This is a genomic window from Caenispirillum salinarum (assembly GCF_044803115.1).
GTDB lineage: Bacteria > Pseudomonadota > Alphaproteobacteria > Rhodospirillales > Rhodospirillaceae > Caenispirillum > Caenispirillum salinarum_A.
This window is the reverse complement of the sequence record NZ_CP085224.1, coordinates 4,067,575-4,085,563: the sequence shown is the minus strand read 5'-3', so window position 1 is coordinate 4,085,563 and position 17,989 is coordinate 4,067,575. Positions and strand designations below refer to the sequence as shown.

Sequence of the window (17,989 nt, the reverse complement as noted above, 5' to 3'; positions counted from 1 at the left end):
CCGGTTTCATCGGAACCGGAACAATCAGCAAGGGTCCCAGCCGTCATGAACCAGATCGTCAAGCCCGCCCGCGCCGCCCGCCGCCTGAAGGACAGCATGATGTCCCACGCGGCGCCGATCGCCATCGCGCTGGAACCGCGCTACATGTTCGACGCCGCCGGCGCCGCCACGGGCGTGGACGCCGTGCGCGAGGCGACGGCCGAGGCCGTGGCGGCCGAGCATGACGGGGCGATCGCCGGCGGCGACGGCGGCGATGCCGCGCTGGAAGCCGCGGTCGCGGCCGTGGCGCCGGAGCAGAGTCGCAAGGAAGTGATGTTCATCGACGGCAACGTCCGGGATGCCGCACTGCTGGCCGCCGCTGTGCGCGACGGCGTCGAGGTCGTGATGCTTGATGGTACGGCGGATGGGCTCTCCCAGATGGCCGCGTGGGCCGAGGGCAGGACAGGGTACGACGCCATTCATGTAATCTCTCATGGCGCCGCGGGGGCCGTTTATCTCGGGACGGCGACCCTGACAGCGGAAACCGTGGATGCGAGGGCGGATGATCTGGCCGCTCTGGGCGGCATGCTCAACGCCGATGGCGACCTTAACCTTTACGGCTGCGGGATCGGCGCTGACGAGGGAGGCGCAGCGTTTGTCGCCGCCTTGGCAGCGGCCACGGATGCGGATGTAGCCGCGTCCGAGGATCTGACGGGGGCGAGTGCTTTCGGCGGCGACTGGGATCTAGAGGTTCGCGAGGGCGATATCGCGGACGTGGCCGTATGGCGGAACGGCGTGCCGGACTATGATGGCATTCTTGTTACCTTCGACATTACGACCAGCGGTACAAACTCTGGCGGCGGCTCGTCGACGTTCTGGCAAGAAATCGGAGGCGTGCGGATGACTGCTACGGCGGTTGGCGCAACCTTCGACATTGCAGCCAATGATCTTGGTCTGACCTTTGACGCAAGTGGGACGACGAACAGTTTTGTAGTTGCACTTGCTAATGGATCATCGTTTACTTTTGGAGGACTGGACTGGTACAGCACAACAGATGAGACATATACTATTACGGGCGTTACCGCCGATTCTGGAGATGTTGATCCTTCAACGTCTTTCTTCGCAAATAACTTTGCAACCGGTTCTGTTGCCGCGGGCGCTCTATCAGGGACGTTCACGTCTCTGATCGTCAGCGACAGTGCAGACCTCCTCGACCTATACATCGACAACATCCAGCTTACGCCCGTCGTCACCAACGCCAATCCCTCGATCACCGGCCTGCCGACCGACGTGACGGTAACCGAGGAGACTGCGGGCAACCTGGATCTTTCGGCGGCAACGGTGAGTGATGACGATGCCGGCGACACCCTGACTGTCACCCTGGCGGCCGACTCGGGCACCATGACCGCCTCCAGCGGCGGTAGCGTCACGGTGGGCGGTTCGGGCTCGGGCACCCTCACCCTCACCGGGTCGGCCGCCAACATCGACACCTACCTGAACACGGCGTCCAACATTCAGTACACCGGCGCCGCCAATGTCAGCGGCGACAACGCCGCGACCGTCACTGTAACGGTTCAGGACGACGCCGGCAGCCCCGTGGTCAACGCGGGCACCGTGAACCTGGACATCACAGACATCAACGACGCCCCGACCGTCAGCGCCAACGCCACCCAGCCCACCGGCGGCTTCACCGAGGGCGGCGCGGCGCAGCAGCTGTTCAACCTGGACAGCATCGACACGATCGAAACCGGCCAGACCGTCAGCTCCTTCGCCTTCTCGGTCAGCGGCGTGCAGGACGGCGCCTCCGAGGTGGTGACCATCGACGGCCAGGACTTCGCCCTGAACGGCGGCGGCGGCACGGTGAACGGCCACACGGTCGGCATCGCCGGCGGCACGGTGACGGTGACCTTCGGCACGGGCCAGTCGACGGCCGCCGCGGTGTCGTTCATCGACGCCATCACCTACAAGAACACCAGCGAAAACCCCACCACCGGCAACCGCACCTTCACGCTGAACGCGATCCAAGACTCCGGCGGCACCACCGGCACCGGCGCGGCCGACACGGTCAACCCCAACCTGGTGCGCACCATCGGCGTGACGGCGGTGAACGACGATCCGACCGCCACGGGCCTGCCCGCCGGTCCCATCGCCGCCGCCGAGGAAACGGCCACCGACATCGACCTGTCGTCCCTGACGCTGTCGGACGTGGACGGCGACACGGAGGTGACCCTCAAGCTGGGCGTGAGCAACGGCACGCTGGCGGCGGCGGCCGCGGGCGGCATCACCGTGGGCGGCTCGGCCACGGCGCTGACCCTGACGGGCACCGTCAGCGCCCTCAACACCTATCTGGATACCACGACCAACATCACGTACACCGGCAGCATCAACTACGTCGGGACCGACACCCTGACGGTGGCGGTGACCGACAACGGCAACACGGGCACCGGCGGCGGCGCCGACCAGTCCATCGGGTCCATCACCATCAACGTCGCCAACGTCAACGACAACCCGAGCCTGTTCACCAACACCGGCATGACGGTGAACGAAGGCGCGGCCGACACCGTCATCACCACCGCCATGCTGCGCACGATCGACGCGGACGCCGGCGACACGCTCACCTACACGGTGACGACCCTGCCGACCTTCGGCACGCTGAAGGTGGGCGGCACGGCGCTGAACACCAACGACACCTTCACCCAGGCGCAGATCGACGCCTCGCAGGTGACCTACGGCCATGACGGCTCCGAGGTGGTGGCGGACTCCTTCCACTTCACGGTGTCGGACGGCAACGGCGGCACCATCGGCGCGCAGGCCTTCTCCATCTCGGTGACGCCGCAGAACGACGCGCCGGTCTTTTCCGGCCTGAACGGCACGCCCGCCTATACCGAGGACGGCGCGGCCGTGCAGCTTGACGCCGACGTGGCGATCTCCGACGCGGAACTGAACGGCAGCTCATACAACGGCGCGAGCCTGACCATCGCCCGCAACGGCGGCGCCAACGCAGCCGACACGTTCGCCAACGCCGGCAACCTGGGCGCGCTGACCCAGGGCGGCAACCTAGTGCTGAGCGGCGAGACCATCGGCACGGTGACCACCAACTCCGGCGGCACCCTGGTGCTGACCTTCAACGCCTCGGCCGACACGGCCAAGGTGACGGAGGTCCTGCGCTCGCTGACCTACGCCAACACCTCCAACGAGCCGCCGGCCTCGGCCCAGCTCGACTGGACCTTCAGCGACGGCACCACGGTGGCCCAGGGCGCCGGCGGCGCGCTGACGGCCACCGGCTCGACCACGGTGTCCATCACCGCCGTCAACGACACGCCCACCGTCACCCCCGCCGGCGTCCAGCCCACCGGCGGCTTCACCGAAGGCGATGGCGCGGGGCAGCAGCTGTTCGACCTTGACGCCATTTCGACGGTGGAAAGCGCGCAGGGCGTCGCCTCCTTCGCCTTCACCTTCACGGGCGCGGCCGACGGCGCATCCGACGTGGTGACCATCGGCGGCACCGACTTCCCGCTGAACGGCGCCGGCGGCACGGCCGGCGGCCACACGGTCGCCATCTCCGGCGGCACGGTGACGGTGACCTTCTCGGCGCCGCAGACCGTGGGCGACGCGGTGACCTTCATCGACGGCATCACCTACAAGAACACCAGCGAGGCGCCGACGGCCGGTGACCGCGTCTTCACGCTGACGGCCGTGACCGACAACGGCGGCGGCGCGGCCACCGTCAATCCGGGCATCGCGCGCACGGTCGCGGTGACGCCGGTCAACGACGCGCCCGTCATCGCCAACCTGAACGGCGACACCCAGACCTTCAGCATCGGCGGGTCCGGCGTGGTGATCGACACCGGCACGGCGGTCGCCCTGACCGACGTGGACAACGCCTCCCTCGCCAGCGCTACCGTTCAGATCACGGGCAACTACACCAGCACCGAGGACGTGCTGGCCTTCACCAACACCGACGCCGCGACCATGGGCAACATCACCGCCTCGTGGAACTCCACCAACGGCACGCTCACGCTCTCCTCGGCCGGCGCCACGGCGACCACGGCGCAGTGGGCGGCGGCGCTGGCGGCGGTGACCTACCGCAACACCAACAGCGACGTCGGCACCGTCACCAGCACCGACCGCACGGTGACCGTGACCGTCAACGACGGCACCGCCAATTCCGCCAGCGCCGCGACCACGGTGAGCATCGTGGCCGCCCCGGTGATCGACCTTGACGGCGACGACTCCACCGGCGGCACCAACGGCGGGCTGAACGCCTCGTTCACCGAGGGCGGCGGGGCGGTCGCCATCGTCGACGCCGACGCGACGCTCGCCGACGACGGCGCAAACCTCAACCAGCTGGTGATCTCCCTGACCAATGCGCAGGCGGGTGACATCATCACGCTGAACGGGCGCGCGTCGGGCGTCGTGGTGAACGGCATCACCATTACATACGACAGCGCCAGCCAGATCACGCTGTCGGGCAGCGCCACCAAGGCCCAATACCTGGCGCTGATGCAGGAGGCGCGGTTCAACAACACATCGGACGCGCCGAACACCACGGCGCGCACCATCACCTTCACCGCCCGCGACACCGACAACAACAGCGGCTCGGCGGTGACGGCGACCGTTTCCGTGACCGCCGTCGACGACCAGCCGACCATCGGTGGCGCGGCGGCGAACCAGGCGGTGCTCGACACGGCGACCGTCCAGCCGTTCTCCGGCGTCACCTTCACCGAGGTCGACGGCGAGAACGTCACGGTGACCGTCAGCCTGGACACCGCCGCCAAGGGCAGATTCACGACGCTCAACGGCTTCACCGACGCGGGCGGCGGGTCCTATACCTTCACCGGCACGGTGGCGGCGGCGCAAACGGCCATACAGGGCCTGGTGTTCACGCCGACGCCCGACCGCGTGGCGCCCGGCCTGACGGAAACCACCACCTTCACCATTTCCGTGGAGGACGCCGACGGCACCGCCGACCCGGTGACCAACGCGACCACGACGGTAATCTCCACCTCCGTCAACACCGCACCGACCATCGGCGGCGTGGCCGGCGAGACCTCGGCGGTGGTGGCGGGCGCCGGGGCGCAGGCGCTGGGCCTGTCCGCCGACGCGGCCATCGGCGACGTCGACTCGGCCGACTTCAACGGCGGCTCCCTGGTAATCACCCAGGCCAGTGGCACCGCCAACGGCAGTTGGGGCCTGGACGGCACGACCGTGACCGCCGGCGGCGACGGCGTGCTGGCGGCGGGCGAGGCGGTCATGGTGGGCGGTGTCGCCATCGGCACGGTGCACGCCACCAATACCGGCCAGGGCGGCGCCACGCTGGAGATCACGTTCACCGCCGACGCCACGCCGGCGCGCGTGCAGACGCTGGTGCAGAACCTGACGTACACGGCCCCGAGCGGCCTGGGGGCCCGCGGCTTCCAGATGACCCTGAACGATGGCGACATCACCGCCAACGGCGGCGATGCCGACACGGCCGCCAGTTTCTCCATCGACGTCACGCCCAATCCGCCGGTGGTCAGCGGCCTCGACGGCGGCACCGTGGCCTTCATCGAAGGCGGGGCGGCCGTGCGCCTGGATGCGGAGGGCAACGCCACCGTGACGGATGCCGACAGCGCCAACTTCAACGGCGGCACCATCACCGTCTCCATCACGGCGGGCGGCACCACCGCCGAGGACGTGTTGAAGGTGCTCGACAACGCCACCGACGGCGTCTCCGTGGCCGGCAGCAACGTTTCGGTCGGCGGGACGCTGGTGGGCACCTTCGCGGGGGGCACCGGCGGCGTGCCGCTGACGCTGACGCTGAACGCCGATGCCACGCCGGCGCGCGTGCAACTTGTCCTGCGCAACATCGCCTACGAAAACACCAACGGCGACAACCCGTCCAACGCCAACCGCACCGTTTCGGTGCAGGTGGCTGACGGCACCGGCGGCACCTCGACCGCGTCGACGGTCACGGTCGGCGTGACGCCCGTCAACGACGCGCCGACCATCACGACGGCTGCCATCGGCGGGGCCAACATCGAACACCAGGGCACGCTGGTCTTCGGCGCGGACTTCGTCGACGGCATTGCCGACGTGGACGCCGGCGACAGCTTCGCCAACGCCACCATCACCGCGCGGGTGGACACCGGTGGCGGCAACCCGTACCTGACCGGCGACCAGTTGGGCATCACCAGCGCGAACAACCTGGCCTACGATCAGAACACCGGCGTGCTGACCTATTTCGGCACCAAGATCGCCGATGTCGGCTGGGACGGCGCGACGGGCACCATGACGGTGCAGTTCGTCAATGACGCCGGCGTCACGGGCGCTCACATCGCGCACGTGATGAACCACATCACCTTCTGGACCACCAACGACGACCCGACCCAGAAGGACGCCACGCCCAACCGCACCATCGCCGTCACCGTCGGCGACGGCGGCAACACCGGGACCGGCGGGCCGCAGACGGCCAGCATTTCGGGCACCATCACCATCACCGACGCCAACGACACCGGCACGCTGACGGTGAACAACTCCGCCGCGCCGGTCTTCCAGACCTCCGCCGTGACGGTGGCGCCCAACCTGACGCTGACCGACGTGGACGACACCCAGGTCACCGGCGCCACCATCAGCATCGTGTCGCCGCCGGACGGGGCGGCCGAGACGCTGTCCCTGACCGGCACCTTCGGCACCATCTCGGCCGGCAACATTGCGGGCTCGGGGACCGGCACCATCACCATCACCGGCACCCACTCGCTGGCCGACATCCAGGCGGCCATGCGCGCGGTGCAGTACGCCGACGCCAGTGGCACGCCGACCGCGGGCGACCGCACGGTGCGCTTCGCGGTGGACGAGCGCGGCAGCGCCGGCGCCACGGCCGACGCCACCGTCTCGGTCAACGCTGTTCCGGTGATCGCGGTCAACGCCGGCGTGCCGGTGGACGAGGGCGCGACGGTGACGCTCACCACCGCCATGCTGTCGGCGAGCGATGCCAACCACGGCGCCGCCGCGCTGACCTTCACGGTGGGCCAGGCGCCGGCCCATGGCGTCCTGCTGCTCAACGGCGCGGCGCTGACAGCCGGCGGCACCTTCACCCAGGCCGACCTAGCGGCGGGCAGTGTCACGTACCGCCACGACGGCAGCGAGACCACGGCCGACGGCTTCACCGTCACCGTCAGCGACGGGCTGGCGACGACGGCGGCGACCGGCGTCTCGGTTACCGTGACGCCGACAAACGATGCGCCGTCGGCTGATCCGGGCGTGCTGACGCCGCTGGAGGGCGAGAGCGGAACGGCGCTTGGCTACGCCATTCCCTCGACCCTGTTCACCGACGCCGACGGCGAACCGCTGACAATCACCGCCAGCGGCCTGCCGGAAGGGCTGGCGCTGTCCGCCGACGGCACCCGCATCAGCGGTGTTCCCAGCGGGGCCCCGGGCACCTTCAGCGTCGTCCTCACGGCGACGGATGCGACCGGCGCGACCGTCAGCGCGACGCTCACCGTCACCATCCAGGCAGCGCCGCAGGCCCCGGCCGGCGGCGATCCGGTGGGCGCGCCGCCGAGCCCCACCCCGCCGGGTCCCCCCGGTCCGCCGCCGGGCCTCAACCCGCCGGGCCTCGGTGACAGCGGTACGCCGGTGGCCGCCGGGCTGAACGGCGGCGGCTTCGGCATGGGCCAGAACGGCGGCGGCGCCCGCAGCCCCGTCACCGGCGGCCTGGGCAGCCAGTCGCCCATCGACAACAGCGGCTCGCCGGTCAAGACGGGCCTCGGCACCAACGCCTTCGGCACGGGCGGCTTCAATCCGGCCCGGTTCTACGGCGCGAGCGGCGCGGGCAACGGAGGCGGTCTCGGAGGCGGTCTCGGGGGCGGCGGCCTCGGCGGGGCGCTCAACGGTGGCTTCGGGGGCGGTGACGGGTTCGGCGGCTTCGGCGGCGCCGGGTCGGGCAATCCGGGCAATCCGGGCGGGCAGACGGCCGGTGGTCCGGGCCTCATGCCGGCGCCGGGCGACGACGGTCCGGTTCTGCCGGGCCGGGCCATCGAGGACCAGGAGGGGGCGGCCGGGCAGCCGGCCGAAGGCGAGACGGCGATGCAGGGTGCGCCCGGCTTCACGTCCCGCCTTGCCATCCTTCATCAGCAGTTCGACCAGGAGGCGGACCGACTGGCCCGCTCGGTGGCCGAACTGGAGGGCAGGGCGCCGCATAAGGTCGCCTGAGGATCATAACCGTGATAGAGCAACCCACTGACGCTTTTGGGGGGAAGAGAGTGAGAGAAGCTATGACCGGGGTCACCGGACCGGCGCGCACCGCGCCGGTCCGCGGTCCGAAACGTGCGGCGATGGTTGGGGCCAGCGCCGTGGTCCTGTCGGTGATGCTGGCCGGCTGTGCGGTGCAGACCGAGCCGTTCAGCCAGGCCGAGCACCAGGCGCGCGCCGTGGCAGACCTGGCCCAGATGTTCGAGCAGCAGGAGGCCATTACCGGTCCCCTGACGCTGGAAGAGGCGGTGGCGCGGGCGCTGAAGTACAACCTGGACCGACGCCTCAAGCTGATGGAGGAAGCCGTCTCCCGGCGTGAGGTCGACGTCTCCGAGATGTCGCTCCTGCCGACCATCGCGGCCTCGGCGGGCTACACGGCGCGGTCGAACTACGACGCTTCGCAGAGCCGCGTCGTCCGCGACGCCACCAATCCCTCCCGTGAGGGCACGGTGGGCGACAGCTTCTCGGCGTCCGACGAGAAGACCTTCGGCACCGCTGACCTGACCATCAGCTGGAACGTGCTGGACTTCGGCATCTCCTACATTCGCGCCAAGCAGCAGGCGGACCAGGCGCTGATCGTTTCCGAGCGCCGCCGCCAGGTGGTGCAGACCATCGTGCAGGACGTGCGCGCCGCCTACTGGCGCGCCGCGGCGGCCGAGCGTGCCATCCGGCGCCTCGAGCCCCTGCTGGCGGACGTGAAGGCCGCCGTCGCCGATGCAGAGGAAGCCGTGGCGCGCCGGGTGGGGCGTCCGCTGGACGCGCTGACCTACCAGCGCGACATGCTGCAGGCCGAGCGTCAGCTCAAGTCCCTGCGCGGCGAACTCCAGCGCGCCCGCACGGAACTGGCGACGCTGATGAACGTGCGCCCCGGCACCGGCTTCACCATCGCCGCCGCCGACGCGCCGACGCCCGACACCATCCTGGACCTGCCGGCGCCGGTGGAGGACCTGGAACTGGCGGCGCTCACCAACCGCTCGGAGGTGCGTGGCGAGAGCTACCAGGGCCGCATCAACGCCCGAGAAACCAAGGTGCAGATCCTGCGCATGCTGCCGGGCCTGGAATTCTCGGGCTCGGGCAACTTCTCGGGCAACACCTACCTGCTCAACAACACCTGGGCGACGGGCGGGCTTGAGCTGACCTGGAACCTGCTCAACCTGATTTCCGGCCCGCGCAACATCGAACTGGCGGAAACCCGCGAGCAGCTGTCGGATGTCCGCCGCCAGGCCCTGTCCATGGCGGTGATGAGCCAGGTGCACATCGCCAACCTGGCCTACCGCACGGCGGTGGAAGACTACCGCATGGCCGACCGCCTGGCGGACGTGGACACGGCGATCCGCGGCCAGATGGAAGCCGCCGGCACGGCGCGCCAGATGAGCCGCCAGCAGGTCATTCAGAGCCGCATCAACGCTGCCCTGACGGAACTGCGCCGCGACATGGCCTATGCCGAGATGCAGGCCGCGTGGGGCCGCATCTTCGCCACCATCGGCGCCGACCCGCTGCCCGGCTCGCTGCCCGACGGCGATGTCCACACGGTGGCGGCGGCGGTGGCCAACACCTTCGACCAGTGGCAGTCCGGCACCATCACGGCCGAAGACCCCGCCGACCTGGCCGCGCCCGGCGCCGTGCAGGCGGTGCTGGACGACGAGCCTCTGGCCGAGCCGGCCGGCGCAGCCGCCGCGGTGGAACCCGTCGAGGCGGCATCCGCCACGGCTCAGCCGCCGGCCGAGGAGCCGGCCGAGGAGCCGCTGGTGACCTCCGCGCCCCTCGCGGCGCTGCCGGATGCGGCGCCGGTCGAAGCCGTCGCGCCGGCGCCGGCCGCATCCGCCGCGGCTGCCGCTCCGGCCGAAGCGATGGACTACGTGCCGGAACCGGCCGCGCCGCCGGCGCCCGTCGAGGCATCGGGCGACCGCATCCTGCTGGTCGAGCCTGCCGCCTCCCAGGCCCGTGCCGAGGTGGCGCCGGCCATCTGGGCCACCATGCCCCGCGGCATGAGGTTCTGACGTGCGGGCTGTGCTGGCCAGGACCCTGATGACCGCCGCCGCGCTGCTCCTTTGGGGCGGCGCGGCGGTGCCCGTTTCCGCCCAGGAGCCGGCGGCGTCCGGGGCCGCTCCCGGTGCCGCGCTGCCGGCGGTCGACCCGGATCTGGCGGCGCGCGGGCTGCTGGTGCCGGCGCGCGAGGCGGTGCTGTCCTCCGACATCGCCGGCCGGTTGATCGACATGCCCGTGCGTCCGGGCGAGGCGTTCGAGGAGGGGCAGGTGCTGGCCGCCTTCGACTGCCGCCTCTACGAGGCGCGGCTGAGCGAGGCCGAGGGGCGGCTGGCGGCGGCTCGGTCGAAGCTGGCGTCCAACCAGCAACTGCGGCAGTTGGGCTCCATCGGCGACCTGGACGTGGCGATCGCGCGCGGCGAAACCGCCGAGGCCCAGGGTGCGGTGAATGCCGCCGCCGTGCTGGTGGACCGCTGCCGGGTGAAGGCGCCATGGTCGGGTCAAGTCGTGGACTGGCGGGCGCGGCCGCAGGAAAGCGTCGAGGCCGGCGCGGAGCTTCTGGAAATCATCGACGACGCGGCGCTGGAGGTGGAGGTCATCGTGCCCTCGGCGTGGCTGGGGTGGCTGGCGCCGGGGCATGACCTGACGGTGCTGGTGGACGAGACCGGCACCGAACATCCAGCCACGCTCACCCGGCTGGGCTCGCGGGTGGACCCCGTCAGCCAGTCGGTGCCCGTGGTCGCGCGCCTGGCCGAGGACGCGCCCCGGCTGGTGGCCGGCATGAGCGGCTCCGCCCGCTTCGCGCCGCCCGGACCGTCGCCGGCGCCGCCGCAAGGCGGTGCGCGCACGCCGTCAGAGAATTAACCGCCTGTTCAACCGTCGCGCGGTATGGTGAGCGCCGGCGCAGCCTTGGTGCGCCGCCGATTTCGACCGCCGAACGCCGACCCCATGAAGGCGCCATGACCGAGCAGAGCAGCGTCTATTCCCGCCTCCTCCAGTTGGAACGCGAGGCCCGCCACGCCGAGACGGAGGACGCCCTGCGTTTCGTGCTGGTCAACCAGACCCGACGCCTGGTGGCCTACCGCCAGGCCGTTCTGGTGCGGCTGGAAGGGCCGGGGCGGTTCGCGGTGGAGGCCGTTTCCAACGTGCCCGTCATCGACCGCGACGCGCCCTTCGTGCGGTGGCTGACCCGCGTGCTGAAGACGCTTCGCCCCGACCAGCCGCCGACCGCCGACGCCGTCGCCGAAGAGGCGCCGGGGCAGCCGGAGTCGCGGTGCCTGGACGCGGCCGCCCTGCCGGAGCCGCTGCGGGCGGAGTGGTCCGAATGGTGGCCGCCCGAGGTTTTGTGGCAGCCCCTGAAGGGGGCGGACGGGCGCCTTCTCGGCGGTCTGGTGCTGGCGCGGGAACAGCCGTTCCAGCCGGCCGAGCAGGTGCTGGCCGATCGTTTGGCCGATGCTTACGGCCACGCCTGGGAAGCCCTGCGGCGGCGGCTCGGGCTTACGGTGTCGGCCGGGCAGAAGCGGCGCCGGCGCACGGTGCTCGCCTGGGCCGTGGCGCTCGTCGTGGTGGCGGTGCTCGCCTGGCCGGTGCGTCAGTCGGCGCTCGCGCCGTCGGAGGTGGTTCCCATGGAGCCCCAGGTGGTCGCCGCGCCGCTGGAGGGTGTGGTGGAGACCGTCCTGGTCGAGCCCAACCAGCCGGTGGAGGCCGGCCAGCCCCTGTTCCGGTTCGAGGAAGCGCCGCTCAGGGCGCGCCGCGAGGTCGCCGCCAAGCAGCTTGCCGTCGCCGAGGCCGATCTGCGCCAGGCCCGCCAGTCGGCCTTCCGCACCCCCTCCCGCAAGGGCGAGGTGGCGCTGAAAGAGGCGGCGGTCGACCTGCGCCGGGCCGAACTGGCCTATGCCGAGGAACTTCTGTCGCGGGCCGTGGTCAGCGCACCGACGGCCGGCGTGGCGGTTTTCGCCGACAAGGACGACTGGACCGGCCGCCCGGTGGCGGTGGGCGAGCGCGTCATGGTGGTCGCCGACCCCGAGCGAACGAAGCTGCGCGCCTGGCTGCCGGTCTCCGACGCCATCGCCCTGGAGCCGGGGACGGACGTCCGCGTCTTCCTGGCCGTCGATCCGCTCAACCCCGTGCCGGCCATCCTCAACCGTGCCAGCTATGACGCCGAACTGACGCCCGAGGGAACGCTCGCCTACCGCGTCGACGCCACGTTCCTGGACCGGTCGGCGCCGCGCATCGGCCTTCAGGGCACGGCCAAGCTGTATGGCGAGCACGCCCCGCTGGCCTTCACCCTGTTCCGCCGTCCCATCGCCACCATCCGCCAGTTCCTGGGGCTCTGACGCATGGGCGGCCTGGCCGGCATCTCCACGGGCGCCCTTCCTTCGTCGGGCGCAGGCATGGGCCAGCCCGACCCCATGACGGTGCCGCTGCCGCCGTTGCGCGATGACCTGCGGCTGCTGCCGGGGCCGCGCGCCCGCGACGGATCGCCCTCCTGGACCATCCACGACCCGGTGCGCAACCGCTTCCACCGGATCACCTGGACGGGTTTCGAGATGCTGGCCCGCTGGCACCACGGCACCGGCGCCGCCGTCTGCGAGGCCGTGGCGGCGGAGACCGTGCTGACGCCCGGACGCGACGAGCTTCTTCAGGTGGTGCGGTTCCTGCGCGCCAATGCCCTGGTGGACATGGCCGCGCCGTCCGACCGCGAGATGTGGGAGCGTCAGGCCAAGGCCATGCGGCGGCACTGGAGCACCTGGCTGCTGCACAACTATCTGTTTTTCCGTATCCCGCTGGTGCGGCCCGACCCGTTCCTGCGCGCGGCGTGGCCGCTTGTGCGCCCTCTGTTCAGCCGGGGTGCGGTGCTTCTGCTGGCGGCCCTGACGGTGGCCGGGGTCTATCTGGTGGCGCGGCGGTGGGACGGCTTCGTCCACACCTTCACCCAATTCGCCAACCTGGAAGGACTGGCGTGGATGGCCCTGGCGCTGGTGGTGACCAAGATCCTGCACGAGCTGGGGCACGCCTTCACCGCGCACCGCTACGGCTGCCGCGTGCCGACCATGGGCGTGGCCTTCATGGTGCTGTGGCCGGTGCTGTATACCGACACCTCGGAAGGCTGGAAGCTGACCGACAACCGCCGGCGCCTAGCCATCGGGGCCGCCGGCATGATCACGGAACTGGCCGTCGCGGTGCTGGCGACGCTGGTATGGGCCTTCACCGACGACGGACCGGTGCGCTCGGCGGCGTTCTTCCTGGCGACGGCGGGATGGACGGCAAGCCTGATCATCAACCTGAACCCCTTCATGCGGTTCGACGGCTATTACCTGCTGGCCGACTGGCTGGACGAGCCCAACCTGCAGCCGCGCGCCTTCGCCTTCGGCCGCTGGGCGCTGCGGGAGATCCTGTTCGGCTTCGGCGACGCGCCGCCGGAACCGCTGCCGCGCGGCCGGCGCCGGCTGTTCGTGCTCTACGCCTGGGCGACGTGGCTGTACCGGCTGATGCTGTTCATCGGCATCGCGCTGCTGGTTTATGCCTTCTTTATCAAGGCGGTCGGCATCCTGTTGTTCATCGTCGAGATCGCCTGGTTCATCCTCAAGCCCATGACCAACGAAATGACCGAATGGTGGAAGCGGCGCAGCGACATGCGCCTGAACGCCCACGTCCTGGCCACGCTTGGCGTCCTGGGCCTGCTGCTGGCAGCCGTCTTCGTGCCCTGGCGCGGCACGGTGGTGCTGCCGGCGGTGCTGGAGGCCGAGCGGAGTCACGAGGTGCACGCGCCCGAGGCCGCCCGCGTCGCCCGCGTGCTGGTGGAGGCGCGGGATACCGTGGAGGCCGGCCAGCCGGTGGCGGAACTGGTCAACCCCGACCTGGTCTTCAAGCGGCGGCTCACCGACCTGCGCCTGGACGTGACGCGCCTGAGCCTGGACCGGGCCTTCGCCGACCAAGAGGCCCGCGCCGACGTGCCCCTGCTGGCTGCGGACCTGAGCAAGCTGGTGGCCGAGGCCGACGGCCTTGCCGCGCGCGAAAACCGCATGACGCTGCGCACCGCCGTCGCCGGGCGGGTCACCGACGTCATGCCGGGGCTGCGGCCCGGACTGTGGGTGGAGCCGCGCGCCGTGCTCCTGCGCGTGGTGGACGCCGAGCGCGGCCGGGTCACCGGCTACGCCAGGCAGGAGGACCTGGCACGCCTGACGCCCGGCGCACCGGCGCGCTTTCATCCCGACGATGCCCTGGCGCCGTCCCGGACGGGGCGGGTGACGGCCGTGGATGCGGTCAACCGTCCGGTGCTCGACCATCCGATGCTGGCGGCCGACCAGGGCGGCGACGTGGCCGCGCGCCGCGACGAGGAGGGCCGCATGCTGCCGGAGCACTCGCTGTACCGCGTGGTGGTGGTGCTGGATGCCCCCGACGCCCCGGCGCAACTGCGGCGCGGCACCCTGCGCGTGGACGGCGAGCCGGAAAGCCTGGCCGTGCGGCTGTGGCGCACTGTGGTGGGCGTCCTGATCCGCGAGAGCGCGTTCTAGGGGCCGGCTCTGTGTGGCGGCTGAGCGGCATTATACGCGCCGGTGATTGAAATCACCGGCGCTGCGGTGTGCGCGCTTCGCGCACCCCTTCGGCTCCAATCGGCACGCAGCCTCACGCGCCATAAGGCGCGGCGGCCGGTGTCCGCGTCGCGTTCGTCAGGACTCCGGCCTTGCCGGGCGACAGGTGGACGATTTCAAGTATCGCCCGGTGTTACCGCCCGCTGTCGTCGGGAATGACGAACACCTGCCCGGGATAGATGAGGTCCGGGTCCCGGATCTGCGCGCGGTTGGCCTCGTAGATCACCGTGTATTCCGTGCCCGCACCCAGGCGCTCGCGCGCGATGCGCCACAGGCTGTTGCCCGGCTGGACCACCACCCGGACGCCGTCGCCGGAGGGCGCCTCGACGCTTTCCGGCCGCAGGAAGGGGATCTCGGCGCGGGCGGCGACCTCTTTTTCCGGGCCGAGCACATCCGCCCGCAGGGTGTGCCGTCCGGTGGCGACGGGGTCCGCCGACGTTACCGACCAGCGCCCGTCGGGTCCGGCCACCGCCCGGCCGACGAAGCGGTTGTCCACATAGGCCAGCACGATGCTGCCCGACGCGGCGCGGCCGCCGAAGCTGAGGTTGCCGGCGGCGTCGTAGTCCACCACGTCGATCACGACGGACGGCGCGGCGCCATCCTGTCCGGGCGGCGGCAGCGGAGCATCGCCCGTTTCGGTACCGGCAACGACCGGTGCCGGCGCCTGAAGCACGCGGCTGGGGCGCCCCGGCGACGTCTCTACCGCCAGGGGCGGGCGGCCCTCGTCGGCCGACCTTTCCGGCACGACCAGCACCACCGAGGACTCCGCTTCCGTCTCCGCGCCATCGGTGCCGAGGGCGCCCAGCCGCAGTTCCCGGGTGCCCGGCGGCAGGGGCTTGTCGGGCAGGAAGACCCATTCCCCGCGTTCGTCCGCCCGCACGCGGCCCAGCTCCGTCTCGCCGTCGCGGATGATCACCTCGGCATCGGGCGTGGCGCGGCCGGCCATGACCGTGTTGCCCCCGCGATCCACCCGCACGACGTCGAAGGACGGACCCGTGTCGGCGGGGCCGGGCTCCGGCGCGGGGACCGGTGCGCCCGTCGCCTGCGCGGCGCCCGCCGAGTCGATCCGCGATGCCTGGGGGTCTGCGGTGGAAGCGCTCTCGTCCTCGTCCTCGCCCTTGCCCCCGGCCTCGCCCCCGTCCTCGCCCCCGTCCTCGCCCCCGTCCTCGCCCTCGTCCTCGCCGTCGCTCGTGTCGTCGCCGGCGGGCGGCGCCGTTTCCGAGGGCGGCGCTTCCACGCGCACGGGCGGCGGCGCGTCGGGGGCGGCGTCCTGCAGGCCCGCCAGCCAGCTCAGGCCCAGCGCGAAAACGACGACGAAAGCCCCCACAAGGGCAACGATGAGCGGGCGGTTCACGGGCGGTCCTCTGACAGGGCATGGCCGGGCGACTAAAGGCGGCAATGCCAATTCAACATGCGCACAAGGGTATTACGTCCCCTGATATGGCGCAATCGCCTCAGCCGCTGACCATTTTTGCCGCCACCTGGGCCAGCAGGCCGGCCAGCCCGGCAGGCAGGGCTGCCACCAGCACCAGCCAGCCGGGGCGCGCCAGAAGGGCGGTGCGCGGGCCTCCCGCCGGCAGTCGGGCCGCCGTCGGTTCCGCCAGGAAGACGAGCGCCAGCACCGCCAGAGCGCCCGCCGCGCCGGGGGTCTCCGCCAGAAGGGCCGCCGCCAGGGCCACAAAGGTGCCGCCGCCGGACAGGGTCACGATCCATCCCGGCGCACCGGGCGCGGCCGGTAGCCAGGGCAGGACGCCAAGCACCGCCACCGCCAGCGCCAGCGCCGCCGCCGACACGCCGCCGGCACCCAGAGCCGAGGCCGTAGCGCCCAGTCCGGCGCAGGCCACCGCCAGCAGCAGCGCCGGGGCCCAGGGGGCACGCTCCCGCGCCGTACCCAGGCCGCCGAGCACCACCGCGAACAGCAGCGCCAGGCCGGCGGCGGGCAGGGCGGCGGCGGCGAGGGCCTGCATGGAGACCGGCAGTCCGGCCAGCGCCCACAGGCTCAGGACGGCGAAAACCGCCGCCACCGCCCAGGCCGCTGTGCGGCGGGCGGCGGCCCAGGCGTTCACGGCGGCGCCTGCCGCCAGTCCCGCCAGGGTGACGAGCGGAGCGGTGCCCAAAGGCGTCAGGCGTCCGAGCGGCTCCACGCCGTTGGCCCACAACCACCAGCCAAGAAAGCCGACCCCCAGGCCCACGCCCATGAGCCGCGCCCCGCGCTCGGTCCCGGCGGACAGGCGGACGACGCCGCTGACCGCAAGGGCCACCAGCAGGGGCAGGGCCAGCGACAGCACCATGTCGATCATCGGGCGGGGGCGGTCCTTGTGTTAGAAGAGTTGCATTTACCCAGGCTGGAACACCACTTATCCTCCCGCCGGGTTCTAAAGCAACAGGCGGGCTTCGCCCAGCCTTCACCGCAACAGCAGCGAGCACGACGCCATGGACATGGACAAGACCAAGCCCAAGCCCAAGCCGGCGCCCGCCTCTCCCGCCCGCGCCGCGCAGAGGGACCTGGGCAGCCTAAGGCCCGTGCGGGTGTGGGACGTGCCGACGCGCCTGTTCCACTGGGTGCTGGTGGGGCTGCTGGGATATCTGTGGTGGACCGGCGAGAACGGCCCCATGAGCGACCACATGCTGGCCGGCTATGCCGTGCTGGCGCTGATCCTGTGGCGGTTGATCTATGGCGTCTTCGGCTCGACCACCGCGCGGTTCACCGACTTCGTTAAGGGGCCGGGCGCCGTGGCGGGCTATCTGAAGACCGCCTTCGGCAAGGGGACGACGACGCGCACCAAGGCCTATGTGCTGGGCCACAACCCGGCCGGCGGCTGGATGGTGCTGCTTCTGCTTCTGCTGGTGCTGGCGCAGGCGGGGACCGGGCTGTTCGCCAACGACGACATCTTCAGCGAGGGGCCGCTGGCCAACCTGGTCAGCAAGGACACCAGCGACGCCCTGACGGGCTGGCACAAGAACATCCTGTTCCCGGCCTTGCAGGTCCTGGTCGGCCTGCATGTGCTGGCGGCCGTCCTCTACCTGTTCGTCAAGGGCGAGAACCTGATCCGCGCCATGGTGACGGGCAAGAAACCCGCGCCGCCCGAGGCCGAAAAGGGCCTGCGCTTCGCCTCGCCGCTGGTGGCGGTGGCGGCGGCCGTGGTGGCCGGCGGCGTCGTCTGGTACATCGTCGAGGTGATGTGAGCGACTGTCTT

General features: G+C 71.2%; 8 protein-coding genes. 6 read left to right on the top strand and 2 right to left on the bottom strand.

All coding sequences use genetic code 11. The features are described from left to right. Window positions 1-45 precede the first annotated feature (45 nt). From LG334_RS18720 to LG334_RS18700, 5 genes are all read left to right on the top strand, one after another. On the top strand, window positions 46-8,172 hold the full coding sequence (locus LG334_RS18720) for a DUF4347 domain-containing protein (RefSeq protein WP_404380360.1): 8,127 nt from the start codon (window positions 46-48) through the stop codon (window positions 8,170-8,172). Between the two features lie 122 nt (window positions 8,173-8,294). Continuing rightward, entirely contained in the window at window positions 8,295-10,211 is a 1,917-nt protein-coding gene (locus LG334_RS18715; protein ID WP_404380358.1) for a TolC family protein, read from the top strand. 1 nt (window position 10,212) lies between these two features. Next, entirely contained in the window at window positions 10,213-11,061 is an 849-nt protein-coding gene (locus tag LG334_RS18710; RefSeq protein WP_404380356.1) for an efflux RND transporter periplasmic adaptor subunit, read from the top strand. A gap of 95 nt (window positions 11,062-11,156) precedes the next feature. Next, window positions 11,157-12,533, top strand: a complete 1,377-nt coding sequence (locus LG334_RS18705) for an efflux RND transporter periplasmic adaptor subunit (protein WP_404380354.1) — start codon at window positions 11,157-11,159, stop codon at window positions 12,531-12,533. 3 nt (window positions 12,534-12,536) lie between these two features. Further along, window positions 12,537-14,714: an HlyD family efflux transporter periplasmic adaptor subunit gene (locus LG334_RS18700; protein WP_404380352.1), complete on the top strand. Its 2,178-nt coding sequence runs from the start codon at window positions 12,537-12,539 to the stop codon at window positions 14,712-14,714. 211 nt (window positions 14,715-14,925) lie between these two features. Here the strand turns inward: LG334_RS18700 and LG334_RS18695 are convergent, their stop codons facing one another. Both LG334_RS18695 and LG334_RS18690 read right to left on the bottom strand, forming a co-directional pair. After that, a complete protein-coding gene (locus LG334_RS18695) occupies window positions 14,926-16,146 on the bottom strand; it encodes a LysM peptidoglycan-binding domain-containing protein (protein WP_404380350.1) in 1,221 nt (406 codons plus the stop codon). A gap of 100 nt (window positions 16,147-16,246) precedes the next feature. Next, on the bottom strand, window positions 16,247-17,092 hold the full coding sequence (locus tag LG334_RS18690) for a hypothetical protein (RefSeq protein WP_404380348.1): 846 nt from the start codon (window positions 17,090-17,092) through the stop codon (window positions 16,247-16,249). Between the two features lie 133 nt (window positions 17,093-17,225). On the opposite strand from LG334_RS18690, the gene LG334_RS18685 reads away from it, so the two are divergent. Then, window positions 17,226-17,978 (top strand): cytochrome b/b6 domain-containing protein, encoded by a 753-nt coding sequence (locus tag LG334_RS18685; protein ID WP_404380346.1) that lies wholly within the window; start codon window positions 17,226-17,228, stop codon window positions 17,976-17,978. Window positions 17,979-17,989 lie beyond the last annotated feature (11 nt).